The organism is Rossellomorea sp. FS2 (genome assembly GCF_047915635.1).
Taxonomy (GTDB): domain Bacteria; phylum Bacillota; class Bacilli; order Bacillales; family Bacillaceae_B; genus Rossellomorea; species Rossellomorea marisflavi_A.
This window is the reverse complement of sequence record NZ_JBLRVS010000004.1, coordinates 1,010,715-1,028,933: the sequence shown is the minus strand read 5'-3', so window position 1 is coordinate 1,028,933 and position 18,219 is coordinate 1,010,715. Positions and strand designations below refer to the sequence as shown.

The 18,219-nt window shown below is 49.2% G+C and carries 20 protein-coding genes; 15 read left to right on the top strand and 5 right to left on the bottom strand.

Features of this window, described 5'->3' with window-relative positions:
* Nucleotides 1-610 precede the first annotated feature (610 nt).
* The gene (locus ACNA6I_RS16305) at nt 611-766 is read right to left on the bottom strand and encodes a hypothetical protein (RefSeq protein WP_156183310.1); all 156 of its coding nucleotides are present in this window, start codon (nt 764-766) and stop codon (nt 611-613) included.
* A 101-nt stretch (nt 767-867) separates the two neighbouring features.
* On the opposite strand from ACNA6I_RS16305, the gene ACNA6I_RS16300 reads away from it, so the two are divergent.
* The 6 genes from ACNA6I_RS16300 (at nt 868) to ACNA6I_RS16275 (ending at nt 4,973) form a co-directional block, all read left to right on the top strand.
* Nucleotides 868-1,296, top strand: coding sequence for a DUF4257 domain-containing protein (locus ACNA6I_RS16300; protein WP_048007535.1), 429 nt, complete (start codon nt 868-870; stop codon nt 1,294-1,296).
* Nucleotides 1,268-1,426, top strand: coding sequence for a hypothetical protein (locus tag ACNA6I_RS16295; protein ID WP_156450566.1), 159 nt, complete (start codon nt 1,268-1,270; stop codon nt 1,424-1,426). The genes ACNA6I_RS16300 and ACNA6I_RS16295 overlap by 29 nt, the downstream gene beginning before the upstream one ends.
* A 419-nt stretch (nt 1,427-1,845) precedes the next feature.
* Nucleotides 1,846-2,412 carry a thioredoxin family protein gene (locus tag ACNA6I_RS16290; RefSeq protein ID WP_048007536.1) on the top strand — a complete coding sequence of 189 codons (567 nt, stop codon included), beginning with the start codon at nt 1,846-1,848 and terminating at the stop codon, nt 2,410-2,412.
* 158 nt (nt 2,413-2,570) lie between these two features.
* Nucleotides 2,571-2,951 carry a helix-turn-helix domain-containing protein gene (locus ACNA6I_RS16285; protein WP_048007537.1) on the top strand — a complete coding sequence of 127 codons (381 nt, stop codon included), beginning with the start codon at nt 2,571-2,573 and terminating at the stop codon, nt 2,949-2,951.
* A 142-nt stretch (nt 2,952-3,093) separates the two neighbouring features.
* Nucleotides 3,094-3,891 carry an arylamine N-acetyltransferase gene (locus tag ACNA6I_RS16280; protein WP_048007538.1) on the top strand — a complete coding sequence of 266 codons (798 nt, stop codon included), beginning with the start codon at nt 3,094-3,096 and terminating at the stop codon, nt 3,889-3,891.
* A 167-nt stretch (nt 3,892-4,058) separates the two neighbouring features.
* Nucleotides 4,059-4,973, top strand: coding sequence for a diacylglycerol kinase (locus ACNA6I_RS16275; RefSeq protein WP_048007539.1), 915 nt, complete (start codon nt 4,059-4,061; stop codon nt 4,971-4,973).
* An 83-nt stretch (nt 4,974-5,056) separates the two neighbouring features.
* On the opposite strand, the gene ACNA6I_RS16270 is transcribed toward ACNA6I_RS16275, so the two are convergent.
* On the bottom strand, nt 5,057-5,404 hold the full coding sequence (locus ACNA6I_RS16270) for a hypothetical protein (protein ID WP_048012156.1): 348 nt from the start codon (nt 5,402-5,404) through the stop codon (nt 5,057-5,059).
* Between the two features lie 247 nt (nt 5,405-5,651).
* Here ACNA6I_RS16270 and ACNA6I_RS16265 point away from each other — a divergent pair, with 247 nt between their 5' ends.
* From ACNA6I_RS16265 to ACNA6I_RS16245, 5 genes are all read left to right on the top strand, one after another.
* A complete protein-coding gene (locus ACNA6I_RS16265; RefSeq protein ID WP_048012157.1) occupies nt 5,652-5,957 on the top strand; it encodes an antibiotic biosynthesis monooxygenase family protein in 306 nt (101 codons plus the stop codon).
* Nucleotides 5,957-6,313, top strand: a complete 357-nt coding sequence (locus ACNA6I_RS16260) for a hypothetical protein (protein ID WP_048007542.1) — start codon at nt 5,957-5,959, stop codon at nt 6,311-6,313. Before ACNA6I_RS16265 ends, ACNA6I_RS16260 begins: the two co-directional genes overlap by 1 nt.
* A gap of 62 nt (nt 6,314-6,375) precedes the next feature.
* Nucleotides 6,376-7,773 carry a 23S rRNA (uracil(1939)-C(5))-methyltransferase RlmD gene (gene rlmD / locus ACNA6I_RS16255; RefSeq protein WP_148797209.1) on the top strand — a complete coding sequence of 466 codons (1,398 nt, stop codon included), beginning with the start codon at nt 6,376-6,378 and terminating at the stop codon, nt 7,771-7,773.
* Nucleotides 7,757-7,987, top strand: a complete 231-nt coding sequence (locus ACNA6I_RS16250; RefSeq protein WP_048007544.1) for an excisionase family DNA-binding protein — start codon at nt 7,757-7,759, stop codon at nt 7,985-7,987. The genes rlmD and ACNA6I_RS16250 overlap by 17 nt, the downstream gene beginning before the upstream one ends.
* A 26-nt stretch (nt 7,988-8,013) precedes the next feature.
* Entirely contained in the window at nt 8,014-8,211 is a 198-nt protein-coding gene (locus ACNA6I_RS16245; RefSeq protein ID WP_048007545.1) for a YwbE family protein, read from the top strand.
* Nucleotides 8,212-8,251: 40 nt separating this feature from the next.
* On the opposite strand, the gene ACNA6I_RS16240 is transcribed toward ACNA6I_RS16245, so the two are convergent.
* Entirely contained in the window at nt 8,252-9,232 is a 981-nt protein-coding gene (locus ACNA6I_RS16240) for a biotin-dependent carboxyltransferase family protein (RefSeq protein WP_416313749.1), read from the bottom strand.
* Entirely contained in the window at nt 9,229-9,930 is a 702-nt protein-coding gene (gene pxpB, locus ACNA6I_RS16235; protein WP_148797203.1) for a 5-oxoprolinase subunit PxpB, read from the bottom strand. The genes ACNA6I_RS16240 and pxpB overlap by 4 nt, the downstream gene beginning before the upstream one ends.
* A 298-nt stretch (nt 9,931-10,228) precedes the next feature.
* On the opposite strand from pxpB, the gene ACNA6I_RS16230 reads away from it, so the two are divergent.
* Both ACNA6I_RS16230 and ACNA6I_RS16225 read left to right on the top strand, forming a co-directional pair.
* Nucleotides 10,229-11,419, top strand: coding sequence for an MFS transporter (locus tag ACNA6I_RS16230; RefSeq protein WP_048012162.1), 1,191 nt, complete (start codon nt 10,229-10,231; stop codon nt 11,417-11,419).
* A gap of 238 nt (nt 11,420-11,657) precedes the next feature.
* Entirely contained in the window at nt 11,658-14,396 is a 2,739-nt protein-coding gene (locus tag ACNA6I_RS16225) for a hypothetical protein (RefSeq protein WP_048014884.1), read from the top strand.
* Between the two features lie 315 nt (nt 14,397-14,711).
* Here ACNA6I_RS16225 and ACNA6I_RS16220 read toward each other — a convergent pair whose 3' ends face one another.
* A complete protein-coding gene (locus ACNA6I_RS16220; protein WP_048005777.1) occupies nt 14,712-15,554 on the bottom strand; it encodes an STAS domain-containing protein in 843 nt (280 codons plus the stop codon).
* 138 nt (nt 15,555-15,692) lie between these two features.
* Here ACNA6I_RS16220 and ACNA6I_RS16215 point away from each other — a divergent pair, with 138 nt between their 5' ends.
* Nucleotides 15,693-16,478: an ABC transporter ATP-binding protein gene (locus ACNA6I_RS16215; RefSeq protein ID WP_148797200.1), complete on the top strand. Its 786-nt coding sequence runs from the start codon at nt 15,693-15,695 to the stop codon at nt 16,476-16,478.
* A gap of 2 nt (nt 16,479-16,480) precedes the next feature.
* A complete protein-coding gene (locus tag ACNA6I_RS16210) occupies nt 16,481-18,112 on the top strand; it encodes a hypothetical protein (RefSeq protein ID WP_416313748.1) in 1,632 nt (543 codons plus the stop codon).
* Nucleotides 18,113-18,219 lie beyond the last annotated feature (107 nt).

Genomic DNA, 18,219 nt, shown 5'->3' with positions numbered 1-18,219 from the left:
CTCCTCGTGCCTGCGGTGTCTCGCTTCTCCTCCTATTCCGCTGGAGTCAAGCGCCTTCCGCTTCAATGCACTCTTTGGTTCTGGATGTGGATTGGAGGTGGGGGATTACATTGGATCTTGCGGGGCGTATTGAGGCTGGATCTTGCATTTCCGATTCTTAATAAGTAAGTGGTCGTATATGGACCGTTCCTTTTCGCCACAGGTGCTTGCTTTCCGCGGGGAGGGTGTCGAGCCTCCTCGTGCCTGCGGTGTCTCGCTTCTCCTTCTATCCCGCTGGAGTCGAGCGTATTTCAATTCACTCTTTTGGTTTTGAATTTGGGAGTGGAAGGGGAATGGATTTCATCGAGCTGTTTATGTATAGGTGAAGGTGCCGCTTTCTTGGTTTGAATGTTCAGGGTGTGGCAAGTTGGAGGGCCCCTGCATGTTGCGGGGGCTTTTTGGTTGGGTGGATTGTTGTTGTTCCTTGGACGTTTTATCAGTGTGCAGTGTGAGGGCGGGGTAAGGTGTGGGTTATGAGACGAGTTTGGGGTGAATAAGATAGTGTAGAGTGCAGGTGACGCATCAAGTTATGGTGCTCCGGGTCAGAGCGCGATAAATTCATGCGTCAGCATCACTTGTTGTTTCGTTTGGCCTTTTCGAGGATCTGCTTGGCGAGACGGTAATACGTATCGGCTTCGATCTTGGATTCTGCCCGTTTTAAGTGCATCATATAGTTTTGGAATCGAAGTTTGTCGACAGACGAGACTTTCATCACGATTTTCCTCATTTTCCTGCTCCTTTGATGGACAAAATTGCGTCCAATTGCTTATTCTGAATTTTCTGTAAATAAAATATAATAATAGTAAATGATTCCAGAGGGTGGATAGAATGTCCATAATCGAAGTGATTCTGTTACCAATGTTGATGGGTGGTATTGGGGGCTTGGGACATATCCTGGTATTCAAGAATGGTCATTTCACTTTCCCACGGAAATTCATCGATGACCAGGGTGAGAAACACTATGTGTTTGGTTCGGTCAAGGACATCATCATCGGGGTATTGGCCGGATTCATATCCGTGCTGCCAGTTGTTGATACAGTCCCGGTCTGGTATATCATCTATATCAGTTTATTATCGGGAATCGGGGGAAGTTCCGTCATCACGCGAAAAATCGAACAAAATCTTGCAGAGACGAAGGCGTCTTATATTCAAGAGCTATCTCATTATCAGCTCGAACTGACCTCTAAGGGAGGATCTTCAAATCATAATGAGGTGAAACCTGTTGACGATGTGGAAGAACAAAAGAATCAAGGTTGAACTGCCACCTGAGCAGTATGCCAAAGCCCAGCAGTATCTAGAACGGCTGAAGGAGGCAGATAACCTGGTCGAGCTGAACTACTACTACAAAAAAGTTGCACAAATATTAGGTAAGTCACAAAATGTGTGAGAATCAACCACTGACGATGAGTCAGCTTTTTTTCTGTAAAGGAAAGATGTACCGGGGATACTTCTCTTCTTGACCCATTCACCCTCTGGAGTACCGAAATTCCGGATAGCCTCGCGCTATTCTTTTTTTTTCTCCCGGGGTGGACGAACAGATATCGACAAAAATAAATGTAGTGGATGGTCATTGTTATGTCAAGGTGTTTTTACCGTTATTTGGTATAGTGAGAGGTGGAAAGGGTGAGAATGATTTTCCATGACCCCTAGAAAACGGGCACTCTACACGAATACTGTCTACATGTGAACAAAAGTGAACCGGACGATAATAAATCTACCCTTATCTCACGTTTTCTTATATTATATGCTTATAGGCATAATGAGACAATTCATTTCTCACTATGCCGATTGAAGGAGGAACCTTTTATGGACTTGATGCAGTGGTATCAAAAGGCGATGTCATCTGACGCCTATTTAGAATATATGAAGGAAAACAAAGAACGGACGGCTTCGATCCTGGAAAAATTCTCGATTCCTGAAGAGGACCGTGAGTTGCTGGAGCGGATCGGGGAGCATTCCCTGAAGGTGATTGCCATCACAGAAGATTGGTGCGGAGATGCCATGGTCAATATCCCCATTCTGTTGAAGCTTGCCGAAGCGGCTGGTATCGAGGTGAAGATGATTCTGAGGGATGAAAATCTTGAACTCATGGATCAGTATCTGACCAACGGGACGTCGCGTTCGATCCCGATCTTCATCTTTATCGATGGAGAAGGAAAGGAACGCATGGTCTGGGGACCGAGGGCCCCTATGGTGAAGAAAGTGGTAGATGATGAGAACGCCAAGCTGCCACCTAAGGATCATGAGGATTTCCCACTGAAGAAAAAGGAAATGATTCAACGACTCGGGAATTTATATTCTACGGACAAGACAATTTGGCAGGAAGTCTATGACAGCCTGAAAACAAGCCTCGTTCAGAGCATCCTGATGTAACGGGAGATGACAAAAGGTATGGGAAAACCGTACCTTTTTGTTTTGGATGCGAATACATGGGGTAATGGTAATTAGTACCTCATATATTGGTAGTTTTTGCCGGTTCACGAACACTGACATTCACGGTAAGATGTTTATGAATGAGGAGTTGAAGCAATGTGATCCACCAGAAGACAAATTCAATCGTGATTGAATCACTGAATAAATTTCCCCATAAAATTCACATAAAATTAGGAGATATCCTAAAAGAAAGAGGATTGACGCAGGGGGACCTTCATCGCTTGACCGGGTTGCGTGTGGCAACGATCAATGAGTTGGTGAACTTTAAGAAAAAGTCACTCACCGTCGCCCATCTTGTATCCATCATGATCGCCCTCAGGATCACGGACCTGCGTGATCTCATCGAGATTGAATTCGATGACGAAGTCAAAGCCTACTTCCAACAAGAGAATGAACGAATGAAGAATGGATTCACCCCCGACCTGAACAAGACCGTTGATCGAAATGTGAGACAGATGTCGGAAGGGACAAAGAATTAAAGAGCGGCCGTATGGCCGCTTTTTTGCTATCATGAACCTACTGAAACAATTTCGTAACGGGAATCCCTGGGCAAAATCCTTTATCATGAAGAGAAGGGGTCTGCAGCCCTGAAGGAAATGATTATGCAGAAAGAGTGATAGCATGCATGCAGTAGCGAACTATGTGGAATTTTTACATATGAAAATAGAAAAGCCGACGCTCAATTATCTCCAGCGCCTCATTGGCCAGCATCTTCTTAAGATCCCCTATGAGACATTCAGCAAATTCCATTACTTTAATTCAGGCGAGACGTATGTGCCGTCCCTTGATACCTTTGTGGACAATCTCCATTCAAGGGGGTGGGGCGGGACGTGTTTCACATTGAACATCAACTTTGGCAGGCTTCTGACGCGTCTCGGGTTTGAATGCCACTTTGTACGTGTCAAGCCCGGTCATCTCGGTCTGATGGTCACCATAGACGGCAGGAAACTATATGTCGATGTAGGGTATGGATCCCCCATCATGAAGCCGATCGAGCTTGAGTCCAGACAAAAGCACATCCTCCATGGATTCGGTGAAGAGATCATCTTCTCGAAGAAGGACCATGTCGAGTTCGAAATCGACAGGCGCTCCAATGGGAAATCGTTCGTAAAAAAAGTGATCGAATGGGTGCCCCTTGATGAGGAAGAGCTTGTACCGGATATCGAAGCTTCCTATGCCGATACGGACGAAAATGTCACGATGAGGAGGATCACTGCGGTCCGCTTCCAAGGCAATCAATGCTACTTCCTCAGGAACCGGTCCCTGAAGGTCATGACCTACCGGAATATCCGCGAATATCAAATGAAGGACTTTGAAAAATGGAAGGAAATCATCCAGGAAGTGTATCAATTCGATTCCTTGGCTCTCCGTGATTCAATCCGCTTCCTTGAAGACAGGAAGATTGATCTTTTTCCGTGACAATCCTCCACACATTGACAATTCATTAGATTTTTCTTTTGAAAAGAGGTATGATATTGTGCGTCGGGTCAGATGCCCAAATGAATATTTCGGACGTATATGTGTATGATGGTACTAGTGGAAACGAACAGACTTATGGAATTCAAATAAGATTAGGATGATGATGGATGAAACGAGCAAGAATTATATATAATCCTACTTCCGGGAGGGAGCTCTTCAAGAAGCATCTTGCCGAAGTACTGATCAAGCTGGAACAGGCAGGTTACGAAACCTCTGTCCATGCAACGATCTGTGAAGGGGATGCAACAAAGGCTGCTCAGATCGCCGTGGAGCGGCGTTATGATATCGTGGTGGCTGCAGGCGGGGACGGCACGCTCAATGAAGTCGTGAACGGTCTTGCCGAACAGGACTACCGTCCCAAGCTTGGGATCGTCCCTATGGGAACGACGAATGACTTTGCCAGGGCCCTCCATATTCCGAGGGATATCAGTTCTGCCATCGATATCATCACGAAGGGCGAGTCGATACCGGTCGATATCGGACGTATGAATGATCGCTACTTCATCAATATCGCAGGTGGCGGAAGGATCACGGAACTTACATATGAAGTGCCGAGCAAGCTGAAGACGATGATCGGACAGCTCGCCTATTACTTGAAAGGCATCGAAATGCTCCCTTCCATCAAGCCGACCGATGTATCGATCGAGTATGACGGGAAACTGTTCGAAGGGGAAGCGATGCTGTTTTTGATCGGTCTGACAAACTCTGTCGGCGGCTTTGAGAAGCTTGCCCCGGATGCGTCGATCAATGATGGATTATTCTCTTTGTTGATACTGAAAAAGACCAACCTGGCAGAATTCATCCGGATTGCGTCCATGGCCCTAAGAGGGGATCATGTCAAGGATCCGCACGTCATTTATACGCAGGCCAACCGCATCAAGATCAAGGCGAAGGAAAAAGTGCAGCTGAACGTAGACGGCGAGCTCGGTGGTGTCCTTCCAGCCGAATTCGAGAATCTTTACCGCCATCTCCAGGTGTTTGTCCCGTTAGATAAGATCCGACCGGAAGACAAGGCACTGTGATGAAGAATTAAAAAACCGGATGACCATTGCGATTTCAATCGAAATGCATGGAATCCGGTTTTTTGTCGTGATCCGTTATTCTTCTACATGAGGACGACCAGATAAAAGACGACCGGGAAGCCGATCAGGAAAATCCATCCGATCTGCTGCTTATGACGAAAAGGGACCTTCCGGACGACCCATGAAAGGATGTGGGCGGCCATGACGTAGAAGAAAACCCAGATAAGCTGGCTGACTACGAAAACGAAAAGGTAGGCGAGTATGGTTTCCGATTTCAACAGGAGCGAAACGCCGAATCCGAATGTCAGGACGAGGAATGTCAGGCCTATCAGTATGTATGGGAGCCACCAGCTGCGGGTCTTCAGGGTGAGGAATACCCCTATCAGGACGTTCATGAGCAAGATCATATTTACAAGAAATTCTTCATTCATAGTATCTACCTACTTTGTTCCGGCACGATGCTGGTTTCTACCTACCACCATTCCCCTTGAGCGGTGAAGGTAAACGAGTCAGGAATTGACAGACTTTCCACTGAAAAGCCCTAGGGGATGGGGTTCATCGCCCTCATATTCTCGTAAATCCGGCTTCCGGTCAATAGGAATTGTTTCCTGACTAATACCTCGTGTGGTACAGTGTATGAAACAAGTACGACCAATGAGCCATGAAAGGGTGAGGGCCATGTATATCGTTCATTCAACATTCAATGTTCCGCCGGAAAAAGCCGATGAAGTCATCTCCATCTACCAAAATCGTTCCGGACTGGTGGATCAGGCGGAAGGATTTCAGCGCTTCCTGCTTTTGCAAAATGAGAAGAAGTCTGGGGAAATAACAGTACATATGGAATGGGATACAAAGAAACATTTCCTGACTTGGGTTCAGGGGGAAGATTTCAAGAGGATTCATGAGCTTGAGAAGAAATACCCGGATCAGGGGCTTGCTGCCATCGTGCCATCCATCGATAAGTTCAAGGTGGTGGCATACTGATGCAGGACCAACTCTTGATTGATGATGTCGTGGAAAAGCTATATAAGCGTTATCCGGAACTTCAGGATCGATTCGGTGAAGAAGGGCGGAGAAAGTGCCGGGAGGACAATGTCCACCATTTCAACTATCTACAATCGGCTGCGGATGTGGGGGAAGAGAAGGTTTTCGTCGACTACGCCGTTTGGTTGAACAGCGTCCTGGTGAGCAGAGGCATGAAACCAGACCATCTGATCGATAATTTTGTCTGCATCCAGGAAGCGATCGAAGAAGGGGAGGGCGACGAGCGTTTCATCTCCTATCTGCAGGCGGCCATCCGGTCCATCCGTCCGGGGATGAAGGCTGAAACCCCTTCCTAATTTCGTCCCGCGGACGTGTTTATGGTACAATCATGAGATGAAATCTGAAAAGGAAGATCGACATGAAAAGAATAGTACCCATTACAAAAAATGAATATATAGAAGATGCACGATTCGAGGATTTGACCCATGATGGAAATGGCGTGACAAAAGTGGAGGGGTTCCCGATTTTCGTGCCGGACGCCCTTCCTGGGGAAACCGGTCGCGTCAAAGTTGTGAAGGTCGGAAAAGGCTTCGGATTCGGGCGCCTGGTGGAAAGGCACAGTGACAGTCCCTTCAGGCAGGAGCCTCCCTGTCCGATCTATTCGGAATGTGGCGGGTGCCAAATCCAGCATATGACGTATGACGGGCAGCTTCAGGCAAAAGAAAAGAACGTCCGCGATGTCCTCGAGAGAATCGGGAAGCTTCGCGATCTCCCTGTCCATCCTGTCCTTGGTATGGAAGATCCGTGGCGTTACCGTAACAAGGCACAGGTACCCGTCGGGCTTCAAGATGGCAGGTTGGTGGCCGGATTCTATCAGAAGCGAAGCCATGAAATCATTGATATGGATCACTGCATCATCCAGTATGAGAAGAATGATGAGGTCATCCAGAAGGTGAAGGAGCTTTGCGCAGAGCTTGGTATCCAGCCCTATAATGAACAGGCCCACAAGGGTGTCCTCCGTCACATCATGACGAGGACCGCATTCACCACGGGTGAAGTCATGGTGGTCATTGTCACGCGGACCAAAGATCTTCCTCATAAAGAGACCTTGATCAAGGGGCTCACCGAATCGATCAGCGGTCTGAAATCCATCGTCCACAATGTAAACGGCAAACGGACGAATGTGATTATGGGGGACGACACCCGGGTGCTCTGGGGAGAAGAAGTCATCCATGACAGCATCGGGGATGTGAAGTTCGCCATCTCGGCACGGTCATTCTATCAGGTGAATCCCGAGCAGACCAAGGTCCTTTATGATCAGGCTTTGACATTTGCCGACCTGCAGGGAGAAGAAACAGTCATCGATGCCTACTGCGGAATCGGTACCATTTCATTATTCCTTGCGCAGAAGGCGAAGAAAGTGTATGGAGTGGAAATTGTCCCTCAGGCCATCGAGGATGCGCGGAAGAATGCGGTGTTGAACGGGATGGATAATGTAGAATTCGAGGCAGGTCCCGCCGAAGTCGTCATTCCTTCCTGGTATGAGAAGGGCATCAAAGCCGATGTCCTAGTCGTCGACCCTCCACGTAAAGGCTGTGATGAGGCACTCTTGAACACCATCCTTTCCATGAAGCCGAAGAAGGTGGTCTACGTGTCTTGCAACCCCGCCACCTTGGCAAGGGATCTGAAGATCCTTGAAGCAGGCGGCTACCGGACGAAAGAGGTACAGCCGGTGGATATGTTCCCGCAAACGATGCATTGCGAAGCCGTCGCGCGTATTGAATGGGAAGGGGACCCCCATGTATCTGACGATTGAAGAAACAGCAGAGTATCTCTCCCTCCCTGTTGCCTATATCGAAAGCCTCATCCTTGAACGGAAGGTCCGGGCTGTACACGATGGAGAGCGGTATTTGATCTATAAAGAGCAATTCACCCATCATCTTGAACAGATGGAGAAGATGAAGCGTCAGCTTGCCGAGTATTGGAATGAGCCGATACCGGAAGACCCTGATGTGAAAGACGAGGACTGACAGGTCCTAAGATAGGAGCAGTGAACATGAACGGACAACAGCGTGTGAATATCAAACCGGGTATCGAAGTGGATATCGTCCTGAAGAAAGATCAGCGCTCCGGTGCGTTGACCAGGGGGATCGTCAAAGATATCCTGACCAATTCGCCTCAGCATCCGCACGGCATCAAGGTCCGCCTGCAAGACGGACAAGTGGGTCGCGTGAAACAGATCATAACGGAATAAACAAAAGCGTCCTTCTTTTTGAAGGGCGCTTTCGCTGTCTTCACACGTATTTGAGGGAGATTCCCTGCCGGAGTTCCCTTAGCTGTCTTTCGCGCTGGAGATACAGTCCCTGGGCCTCTTCGTGGGTGATGGGGGCAAATCTCAGTTCATCCCCGGGCTTCGCCTGGGCGATCCGCGGCAAATCGATTGAAGCAACTTCGGCAATCTTTGGGTACCCCCCTGTGGTCTGCCGGTCGGCAAGGAGGATGATGGGCTGCCCGTCAGGTGGTACCTGGATGGTACCGGATGTGACGGCTTCGGAAATCATGTCCCGATGAGCTTCGGTCTGAAGGGCGGGTCCCGATAAGCGGCAGCCCATCCGGTCCGACCGGGGAGACACAGTGTAGATTTGATTGAAAAGTGCCTCCCGACTTTCCTTCTGGAAGTGGCCATACTCATTTCCCGGCATGATACGGATTGTCCGCGAACGGGCGTGACCGATGAGCTCATATGGGATCGACCAGTCCGTTTGGGGGTTCATGGAGAGCTCATTGCTCATTTCCTTGGCAAGGCATGAGGGGGTGCCAACAGTAAGCCTGTCACCCTTTTGTAACGCCCTGCCCCTATACCCCCCGATCCCTGTCCGGAGGTAGGTGCTATGGCTACCCATCACTTCAGGTACTTCGATCCCGCCGGCAACGGCCAGATAAGCACGGCATCCTTCTTTCGGGGTGCCGAACCGGAGGATGTCCCCCTCATCCACTCTAAGGGGCTTCCAGAGCGGCTGTGGAACCCCGTTGATGGTCGGGGAGAAATCGGCTCCGCAAATGGAGAGGAGGGTCTGCCCGTGGAAACGCAGGTGAGGTCCTGTAAGGGTGATTTCGATCAAGGCTGCACCGCTCTCGTTACCCGCTAATAAATTCGCCACTTTATGGGCAAGGTGATCGATGCTGCCGCTTACGGAGACTCCGTACTGCTGGAACCCCGTCCTTCCCAAATCCTGTATGGTCGTCAGTAATCCGGGTTTTAAGACTTCAATCATCGGCTGGCCTCCATTTCTTTATATTCTTGAGGGGTAATGGGTTTGAATCGGAGGCGGTCGCCTGCCTGTAATATGCCGGGGGGACAAGCCTGAGTGTCGAACAGAGCGACAGGTGTCCGGCCGATCAGCTGCCAGCCACCCGGGCTTTCCAGGGGATAGATGCCTGTCTGGCTTCCGGCGATGCCGACGGAGCCACGTGGAACCCGGAGACGCGGCTCCTTTCTTCGCGGAGTAGCGATTTCTTCAGGCATGCCGCCGAGATACGGAAATCCGGGGGAAAAACCAATCATATGAACCAGGTAAGGAGAACCGGAGTGCAACTCTATCACCTTTTCGGGAGTCAGGTCATTCCATTCTGCCACAGACTCCAAGTCCGGTCCGAAGTCGCCCCCATAGCAGACCGGTATCTCGATTGTCCTTGGCTCTTCCTCGGCTCCGGGAGGGATGGAAGAAAGGATCGTATGTATTCTATTCATTACCGTTTCGTAAGGGAGGCGGTCCGGGTGTTCGAGCTTCATAGGATCGTAGTGAAGTGTGACCGTGGTGAAAGCTGGTACGATATCGGTGATCCAGGCTGGATCGGCTTCTTCGATGGCAGAACAGATGCTCCTGACTTTCACATGGGTAGCGTGATCGATGGAGGAACCTGCCTCGATGACGAGGGCATGATCTCCTAAATGACGTAAGGAATAATCCACATGTCATCCTCCATTCTGTTTGAATTTTTCCACTTGTCTGACTCTCATTATAGTGGAATACCCAGTCATTTCAACGGTGAAGGTCCAAGGGTTCCTTGAAATAGTGGAAAAATCCGGACTTTCCTTATAAAAGCGCCATCTTCCTACAACTTTGTGTTATTATTTAGTAATTCGAAATAGTCGTATCGCAGGGGAGGGAGGATGTATCCCAGTCGGGTAAGGGAAGCCGGAGGTGGTTACGGCTCCGGCAAAAACCTGCCTCCCCAGCGGAACGAAGTCAGAAGAGAGGAGGGTTTCTATGATTCATGCAAAAGATCCCTTGTGGACACGGTCTTTTGTGATGTTGATGGTAGGGAACCTGTTTGTATTCATGTCATTCCAGATGCTCATCCCGACGCTTCCGCCCTATATCAAATCGATTGGGGCATCGGGTTTTGAAATCGGACTGGTCACAACATTATTTTCCCTCGGTGCGGTCCTCAGCCGTCCGTTCATCGGTTTCATGCTTGAGTATAAAGAAAGGAAGCCCCTCGTCTTGGGGGGAGCGGCCATGCTCCTCGCCATCACGATCATCTATCCTCTATCCAGCGTCGTCCTGATCTTCCTGTTGTTCAGGTTCGTTCACGGTCTGGTGTGGGGATGGTCCACGACGGTCAACGGCACTGCGGCCGTTGATGTGGTCCCGAAATCAAGGCTTGGTGAGGGGATGGGCTATTACGGGTTGTCGATCACGATCGGCATGATCATCGCTCCGAGTCTCGGAATCTACCTTTACCAGGTCACGACCTTCACGAATCTGATCATCACCTCTGGTATATTGGGACTCATTGCGGTGCTACTGCTGGCGGTTGTGCGCTATCAGACCCCGAAGGTCGTCAAGGAGACGAAAAAAGAGAACCTGACCTTTTCCTATCGGGACTCCCTTATTGAAAAGTCAAGTTGGTTCCCGGCTTTCATCACGATCGTCATCACCTTCGGCTACGGCACGATCGTGACATTCATCGTGATATTCGGAGACGAACGGGGCATCGACCATATCTTCCTCTTCTACCTCTTCAATGCGATCTTGGCGTCGCTCTCAAGGCCGATTGCGGGGAAATGGTTCGATCAGAAGGGGCCGAAGGGGCTCGTCCTGTTCTGCATTGCCGTGACGTTCATCGGAATGTGGGTGCTCTCGTATGCCCATTCGGATGTCATGATCTCCATTGCAGGAGTTTTATTCGGAATAGGTTTCGGTTCCCTGATTCCGACGCTTCAATCCTGGACCTTGTCGTTGACACCGGAGCACAGACGCGGAGTCGCAAATGGAATGTTCTTCTCATCCATCGATCTCGGAATCGGGCTGAGCGGGCTCGTATTCGGTGTACTGGCACAGTATATCGAGATCGGGATCTTGTTCCAGATCTCAAGTGTTTTCCTGCTGGCTGCCTTTTTTATCGCGATTTTCCACGGGAGGAAGAAGAAATTGGTGCATCAGGCTGCCTCGTAGTTTACGAGTCGCGCGACAGTGGTATGATGATAGGACTATCCCTTTTCAATGCGGTTATGCCGCCATTGGAAGTGGATAGTCCTTTGTTCTGTAATGAATGAAGGTCTATGCGACCATGGTATAAAGGACCATTCGCAAAATGAAAAGGAAATGACATTTTATCACGGTGAAATTCTGTTAGAATGATAGAAATAGATCAGTCTGCGGATCGTTGGTTCCGCATTTAACGGAGGATATTATGACAGAAGAAAAACTGCTAATGGAAAAAACATTCCATGAAACATTCACAGGGGACACCGGAAGGAATCTCCATCCCATCGAGGTCCTGGGTGCTGCATTCGTCGAAGAACAGAAGAATGAGCCTTATGACCTGACTGATATCCGCTTTGCGCAAGGGGAAGTCTACTTCCACTGCAAGGATTATGAAGCGGCCATCTTCAAGTGGGAGAGCATACAGAACGAGCGTGAGCCATGGGCGAAGAAGAATATCGCAGATGCTTATTACGAGCTCGGGATGCTATCTTCCGCCGAAGATGTATATACGGCCATCCAAACCGACGGAGTCGTACTGACGATGGAGGTATCCCTGCAATTATTCTCCCTTTACATTGAACGTGAGAAGATTCAGGAAGCATACCGTGTCATCGAGAAGGCGCTCGGCATCGACCCGGACTATCCAAATGTTTCATCGATCGCCCGTGCGTTCTACGAGGGCCAGCAGGATTGGAATAATGCCATCGAGCTTGCAGTGAGGGAAGCGCTCCGCACGAAGGACGGCAAATGGTTTTCCGTTCTTGAGGAATACGCGGTCAAAGGGTATATCACATCGTTTGCCCCTGCGTACTTCCACGACCTCCTCATTGCTTCCTACGAGAGCGATTCAAGACAATTCCGCGGACTTGTCTCGGCGTTCTGGAACAGCTATAAGGTGGAACCTGCCCTGCATATCGAGTGGATGCAGACGATCAACACCATTTTTGAATACGTCCAGGTCGAGACCCATGAATCGTGGGATGATATCCTTTCCCTTTATAAGGAATCCTTCAACGGCTTCATGGAAAGTGGTCATCTTATCCATGATCTGCAGCCCTTCATGCCTGGTCTTGTGACAAACTGGCTCAAAGTGAGCCGTGCCGGATCTTCCCTGCTTGCGGCTTCTGCCGTGCTTGCATGGAACGATGTGTTCTCGTATTCCCTTGAGCCCGGGGTTGCGGAAGAAGCCGAGGCGCTGCTCATCGAGTCGGCAGAAGATGCCCGCTTTGAGGATGTCCTCCTCTTCCTTAACCGGATCATGGCCTGGTCTGAATCGAACCGCGTACCTGTAGGCTACAAGACAAAATGGATGTCCGAGCAGCTGATGGATTACAGCAGGAACCATATTGTCGTCGCAGGAAGCGTTTCAAGTGGAAAGTCTTCCTTCGTGCAGTCTGTCCTTGGTGAGAGTATCGGGGAATCAGAAGGCTCCACTGTGGTCTACACCTATCACGACCAGCCTGTCGAAGTAAGTGAAATCCATGGGGAAGGCGTCCGCCGGGTGGAGAGCATCGCTGATTTCGAAGAAGTGATGCACAGGGAAGCGTTCGTTGAGTACAAGATCCCTTCAGACTTCCTGAAGAAAAACAGTGCCGTACTTATCGATGTCCAGGTCGGTCAAAGGCATCAGGATGATCTTGCTTCGTTCTATCCGGTGGCAGACGGTCTGCTGTACGTGCTGAACGCCGAGGCTCCGTTCAATGCCGAGGACCGTCAAGTGCTCCGCAGGCTGCAGGAAATCGATCAGCCCGTCAAGATCAACTTCCTGCTGAACAAAATGGATAAGGTGGGGGTACATCCCGATGATGTGATCGAGTCCGTGGAACGAAAGGCGAAGGAGTGGTTCCCTGAAGCGGAAGTGCTGCCGTATTCGTCCCTTGAGGCCGTTTCCATCCAGCGTACAGGTGTAGAAGCATTCATGACCCGCCATTATGATATGAGTCCCGCGTATATCAAAGCAGAGAGAGGGACGAAGCTCTTCTACCTCGTGCGTAAAACCTTGAAGGATCTGTATTCGATCCGCAAGAATAAAGAAATCGCCTTGAAAGAAAGCATTGCAAAAAATGAAGACATCCTGTCACGACTGAATGGATTCCACAATCATCTCGGTGATATGCAGGGAGAGAAAATCGCTCTGATCAAAGATTCCTTCCACGAGCGCAAAGAAGCGGTCAAAAAGGAAATCAGGACGGAAATCCCGAATATCCTGCATAAGTGCTCTGAACTGATTAACGAGGAAAGTGACTATAAAAATATCCATACCGAGCTCAATGAAGCGATGAATACGCGGATACAGGAATATCTCCAGAACGATCTCATGCCGAGATACCTCGATTCCCTTCAGGAATGGATGGCAGCTTCGAAGCATGAACTGCAGGAAAGCCAGGAGTATCTCTACGAGATGAGTTCGACTTTTAATGGACTGTTCGGGGAAGAACGCGTCGTCCTTCAATGTGATGATCAGGTGCTCGATGACTGGAGACGGGATGTAAGCCGCATGGGAACGAGGGCGCAGATCGATAAGGAGAATATCCTTCTCCGCTTCAAGCCTGCCCAGTTCCTATTAAAGAGCGCCGGGAAGCTCTTGGGCGTACTGCCTCAGAACAAGACGCTCCTCTACAATCAGTACAAACGGTACTTGGAGAATGAGGACTACGGGGATATCACAGAATCCGTTGTGACGAAATTCTTCCTTCAGTTCGATCTTTTCGAAAAATCATTGGAACAGGATATCCGCTCCTTCTATGCAGAACCTTTCCATCAGCTGTCTTTGACCATCAAAGGCACGGAAGGGGAAATCAAGGAGGACAAGGAACTTCTGAGCGAGATGAAGGCGGATCCCGAAAGATATTTCGACCCGATCACCTTATTCGAAGTGAAACTCCTGCAATATGAATATATGATGAAGGCAAGCTACCAGCCTTCCCAAAAGTATACCCGATGAAAAAGCTGTGACGAAAGTGTATTAGTCATAGTAAAACCCGAATTCACTTGCTTGCAATAAGGCAAATGAATTCGGGTTTTTAAGTTATTTAAAGAACATTACTATTTCATTGTTTCCAGCGGTTGATTGGAGTGCAAGACGAAGACTCCTGCGGGAGGTGTAGCTGATGTGAGACCCCGCAGGCATGCCGAGGATGCTCACGGGCTACCCGCGGAAAGCGAAGTCTTGCACGGAAATCATTAGCGGTATTAAGAACCTACACTGCTATTGTTCGTCATTGTATGATCCCTTTTTTGTTTTGTCCTACCCTCTTTTTTATATGGCAAAGATAGACGTCATGATCCGTTTCAGTGAATTCTCCGTGCGCACTTCCGAGAAGTCCAGTCCTAGATGAATCGCTGTCTGGGCCACTTCGGGGCGGATCCCGGTCAAGATCGATTTCACGCCGAGAAGGTTAAGGGCATCCACGAGATGGAACAGCTGCTGCGCGACCATCGTGTCGATGAGAAGGACACCGGAAAGGTCGATGATCAGGGTGGAGAGCTGTGAGTCGGAGCTCTGCTGAAGCGTTCCTTCCAGTATGCTCCTTGCCCTTGCTGTGTCGATCTCACCGATGAGGGGGAGGAGGCCGATCTCATCCGTAAGGGAGATGACGGGCGAGCTCAATTCATTAATCAGATCGGACTGGGCTTGAAGTCTATCCATGATGTATGTCAAATAATGGGAAGTGAAGCGTTCGAGTACGTAGTCGAGGGAGCTGTTCAGCTGTTCTTCCCAAAGGAAGATTTCCTCTACACCGATTTCAAGATCGGATTCGTTGACGAATTTTTTGACGAAGTTCCAATAGACCCTCCTGAAGACAGCGGAATTCCGTACCACTTCATCAAGGGTGGTGGTGGAGCGGCTTCGATCGGCAGCTGTTTTCTTCGTCCACTCATCAATCGCTTCTTTCATCTCTTCTTCGGGACGGATGAGGCATTTTGCCAGGAGCCTGGCATAGGTGGCGTTCTGCTCCTTCACCCTCTCCTGCACATCCCGCGGTGCATCAGAGGAGTAATGGGATCCGTACTTTACACGTTGACGGTTGGCCCATTCCTCTGTGAAATGATAGGCATTTTCGTTCAGATACTCATATAGTGCTAGTGAATGTGTCGTCATAGGGCTCTCCTTCGCAAATCTACTGTACTCATTGTCTATCGAATGCCAGTCTTTGTCAATGAATGGCGCAGAAGGAAAAGAAATGGATATGAATTTATGTTACCATTGGAAGATACTGTTTTAGCAAAGGAGTATAGCATGGAAACGAATCAACCAATTCTCTCACTGCATCAACTGAAGAAAACCTACAATGGAAAGGAAGTATTAAAAGGAGTAGACCTTGACGTGTTCCCGGGGCAGATCATCGGGTACATCGGTCGAAACGGGGCCGGTAAGAGCACGACGGTGAAAATCATCCTCGGCCTTGAAGAAAGTGATTCCGGCTCGGTGAGGCTGTTCGGTGAAGAAATCACCTCTACCTCTGTTGAATACAAAAAAAGGATAGGGTATGTGCCTGAGCTTGCCGACCTTTATGATAATCTCACGGGCCAGGAGTATCTGACCTTCAGTGGGGAGCTTTATGGGATGGACCCGGTTGAGGCTGATGCGAAAGCGGAAAAGCTGATGAGCCTCTTTGGTTTGTCCGACGTGTATCATTCCAGGATCGCATCCTACTCAAAGGGGATGAAACAGAAAACCCTCATCATCGCGAGTCTTCTTCATGATCCTGATATCCTGTTCCTTGATGAACCGATCAATGGTCTCGACGCCAATTCTGTGATGATCTTCAAAGAACTCCTGGCACTGCTTGCTGCGGAAGGCAAGACGATTTTTTACTCCTCCCACATCATGGATGTAGTCGAAAAGATCAGCAGTCGCATCATCCTCCTTCATCAGGGGGCGGTCGCTGCGGATGGGAGTTTTGAAGAGTTGAAGAATCAGAATTTAGAAGGTTCCCTCGAAGAGATCTTCAATCAGCTGACAGGCTTCACAGAGCATAAGGAGACGGCGTCTGAGATTGTTTCTGTCGTAAGGGGAGTGTAATCATGAGGACATTTCCAACGTTGAAGGTCCTTGATGCATTCAAGGGGCTGTTCGCGATTTTCGGCTTTGATTATCCTGTGATCCGCAAGATCCTCCACATGAAGTGGACCATGGACGGTAGGAGGGTCCCTACCATCTTCCAGCAAGGGAAGGTGAAAAATGAAAAGGACGGGAACCGGTTCATCAAATCGCTTTGGGTGTATGCCTTATATGGATTGCTCCTGCTTCCGATCCTGTTCTTCGGGGATATGTATCTGTTTCAAATGACGCTGATTTTCTCCGTCATCTTCTTCATGACCAGCACCTCGATGATTTCGGATTTTTCCGTGGTGATCCTGGATGTGCGTGATTCCACGATCCTTTTCACCAAACCGGTCCAGCGGAAGGATATCTCGATGGCGAAGGCGCTCCATGTATTCTTTTACCTGTTCTTCCTGACCGGAGCATTGACGATCATCCCACTTGTGGTTTCGTTCTTCTTAAATGGGTTTGTCTTTTTCCTTTTATTCCTGGTGGGAATCGTGCTTCTCGATCTTCTCATCCTGGCCATGACGGCCCTGATGTACTATTATGTTTTGAAGTTTTTTGATGGTGAGAAGCTGAAGGATATGATCAACTATGTCCAGATCGGTCTCTCCGTCGGGATTGCCATAGCCTATCAGCTGGCAGCGAGGGCGTTTGACCTCGTGGATGTGAATATGTCCTTTTCACCGGAGTGGTGGACGGTGTTGATCCCGCCCCTTTGGTTCGGTGCGCCGTTTGAATATGTCCTCAATGGGAATCACTCCAGCGTGGTACTCATCATGTCGATTCTTTTTGTGCTGGTACCTCTCGCTGCACTGTTCATCTACATCAAGGCACTTCCACAGTTCGAGCGCAATCTTCATAAGCTCTCGGCACAAGCCGGCGGAAGGAAGCGGAGGGTGAAAAGCAATCGATTCCTTAAGGTGCTTTGCCGGAATCAGGAGGAACGTGCGTTTTACCGATTTGCCCAAAAAATGATGAGGACGGAGAGGGACTTCAAGCTCAAAGTCTATCCTTCATTGGGCTTTGCCTTGATCCTTCCGTTTCTTTTCATTTTTACGAGGCCTGGCCTTTCCATCTGGGATCTTCATGGAAGTAAATCTTATCTGGCCGTCTATGTCAGTCTCATCGTTGCCCCGTCGGTCGTCATGATGCTGAATTATTCCGGAAGGCATAAAGGGTCCTGGATCTACAGGGTGGCTCCCGTGACCCGGGTGGAATCGGTCTATAAAGGGACTTTGAAAGCCTTCCTTGTGAAGCTGTTCCTTCCGGTGTACATGGTCCTTGCCCTTGCATGTATTTTCCTTTATGGACCGGTGATCATCCCGGATCTCATTGTCATCTTCATGATCATGTGTATCATTACGGTCATCTGCAGTGTGTGGATGAATCAGGTTCTTCCATTTTCAGAGAGTTTCGAGGGGATGGCCCAGAGCGAAACCTTCAAAATCATCCCCTTCTTCTTCCTAGCTGGAGCATTGGCAGGTCTGCACTACTTGGTACTCAAGATTCCTTTTGGCATCTACGGGTATGGGTTGTTAGTGGCTGCGGTGAACCTTGGCTGCTGGAAATGGTTGATCAAGGGCCGGAATGAGCCGGAACGCCTTTAGGCGCATCCGGCTTTTTTTGGCCTGCCTGGAAATCCACTCGGATAACACCATTTGCAGATATAGGCATATACATAGGGGAGAATGGGTAACGTCGTAAAGTGGAATGA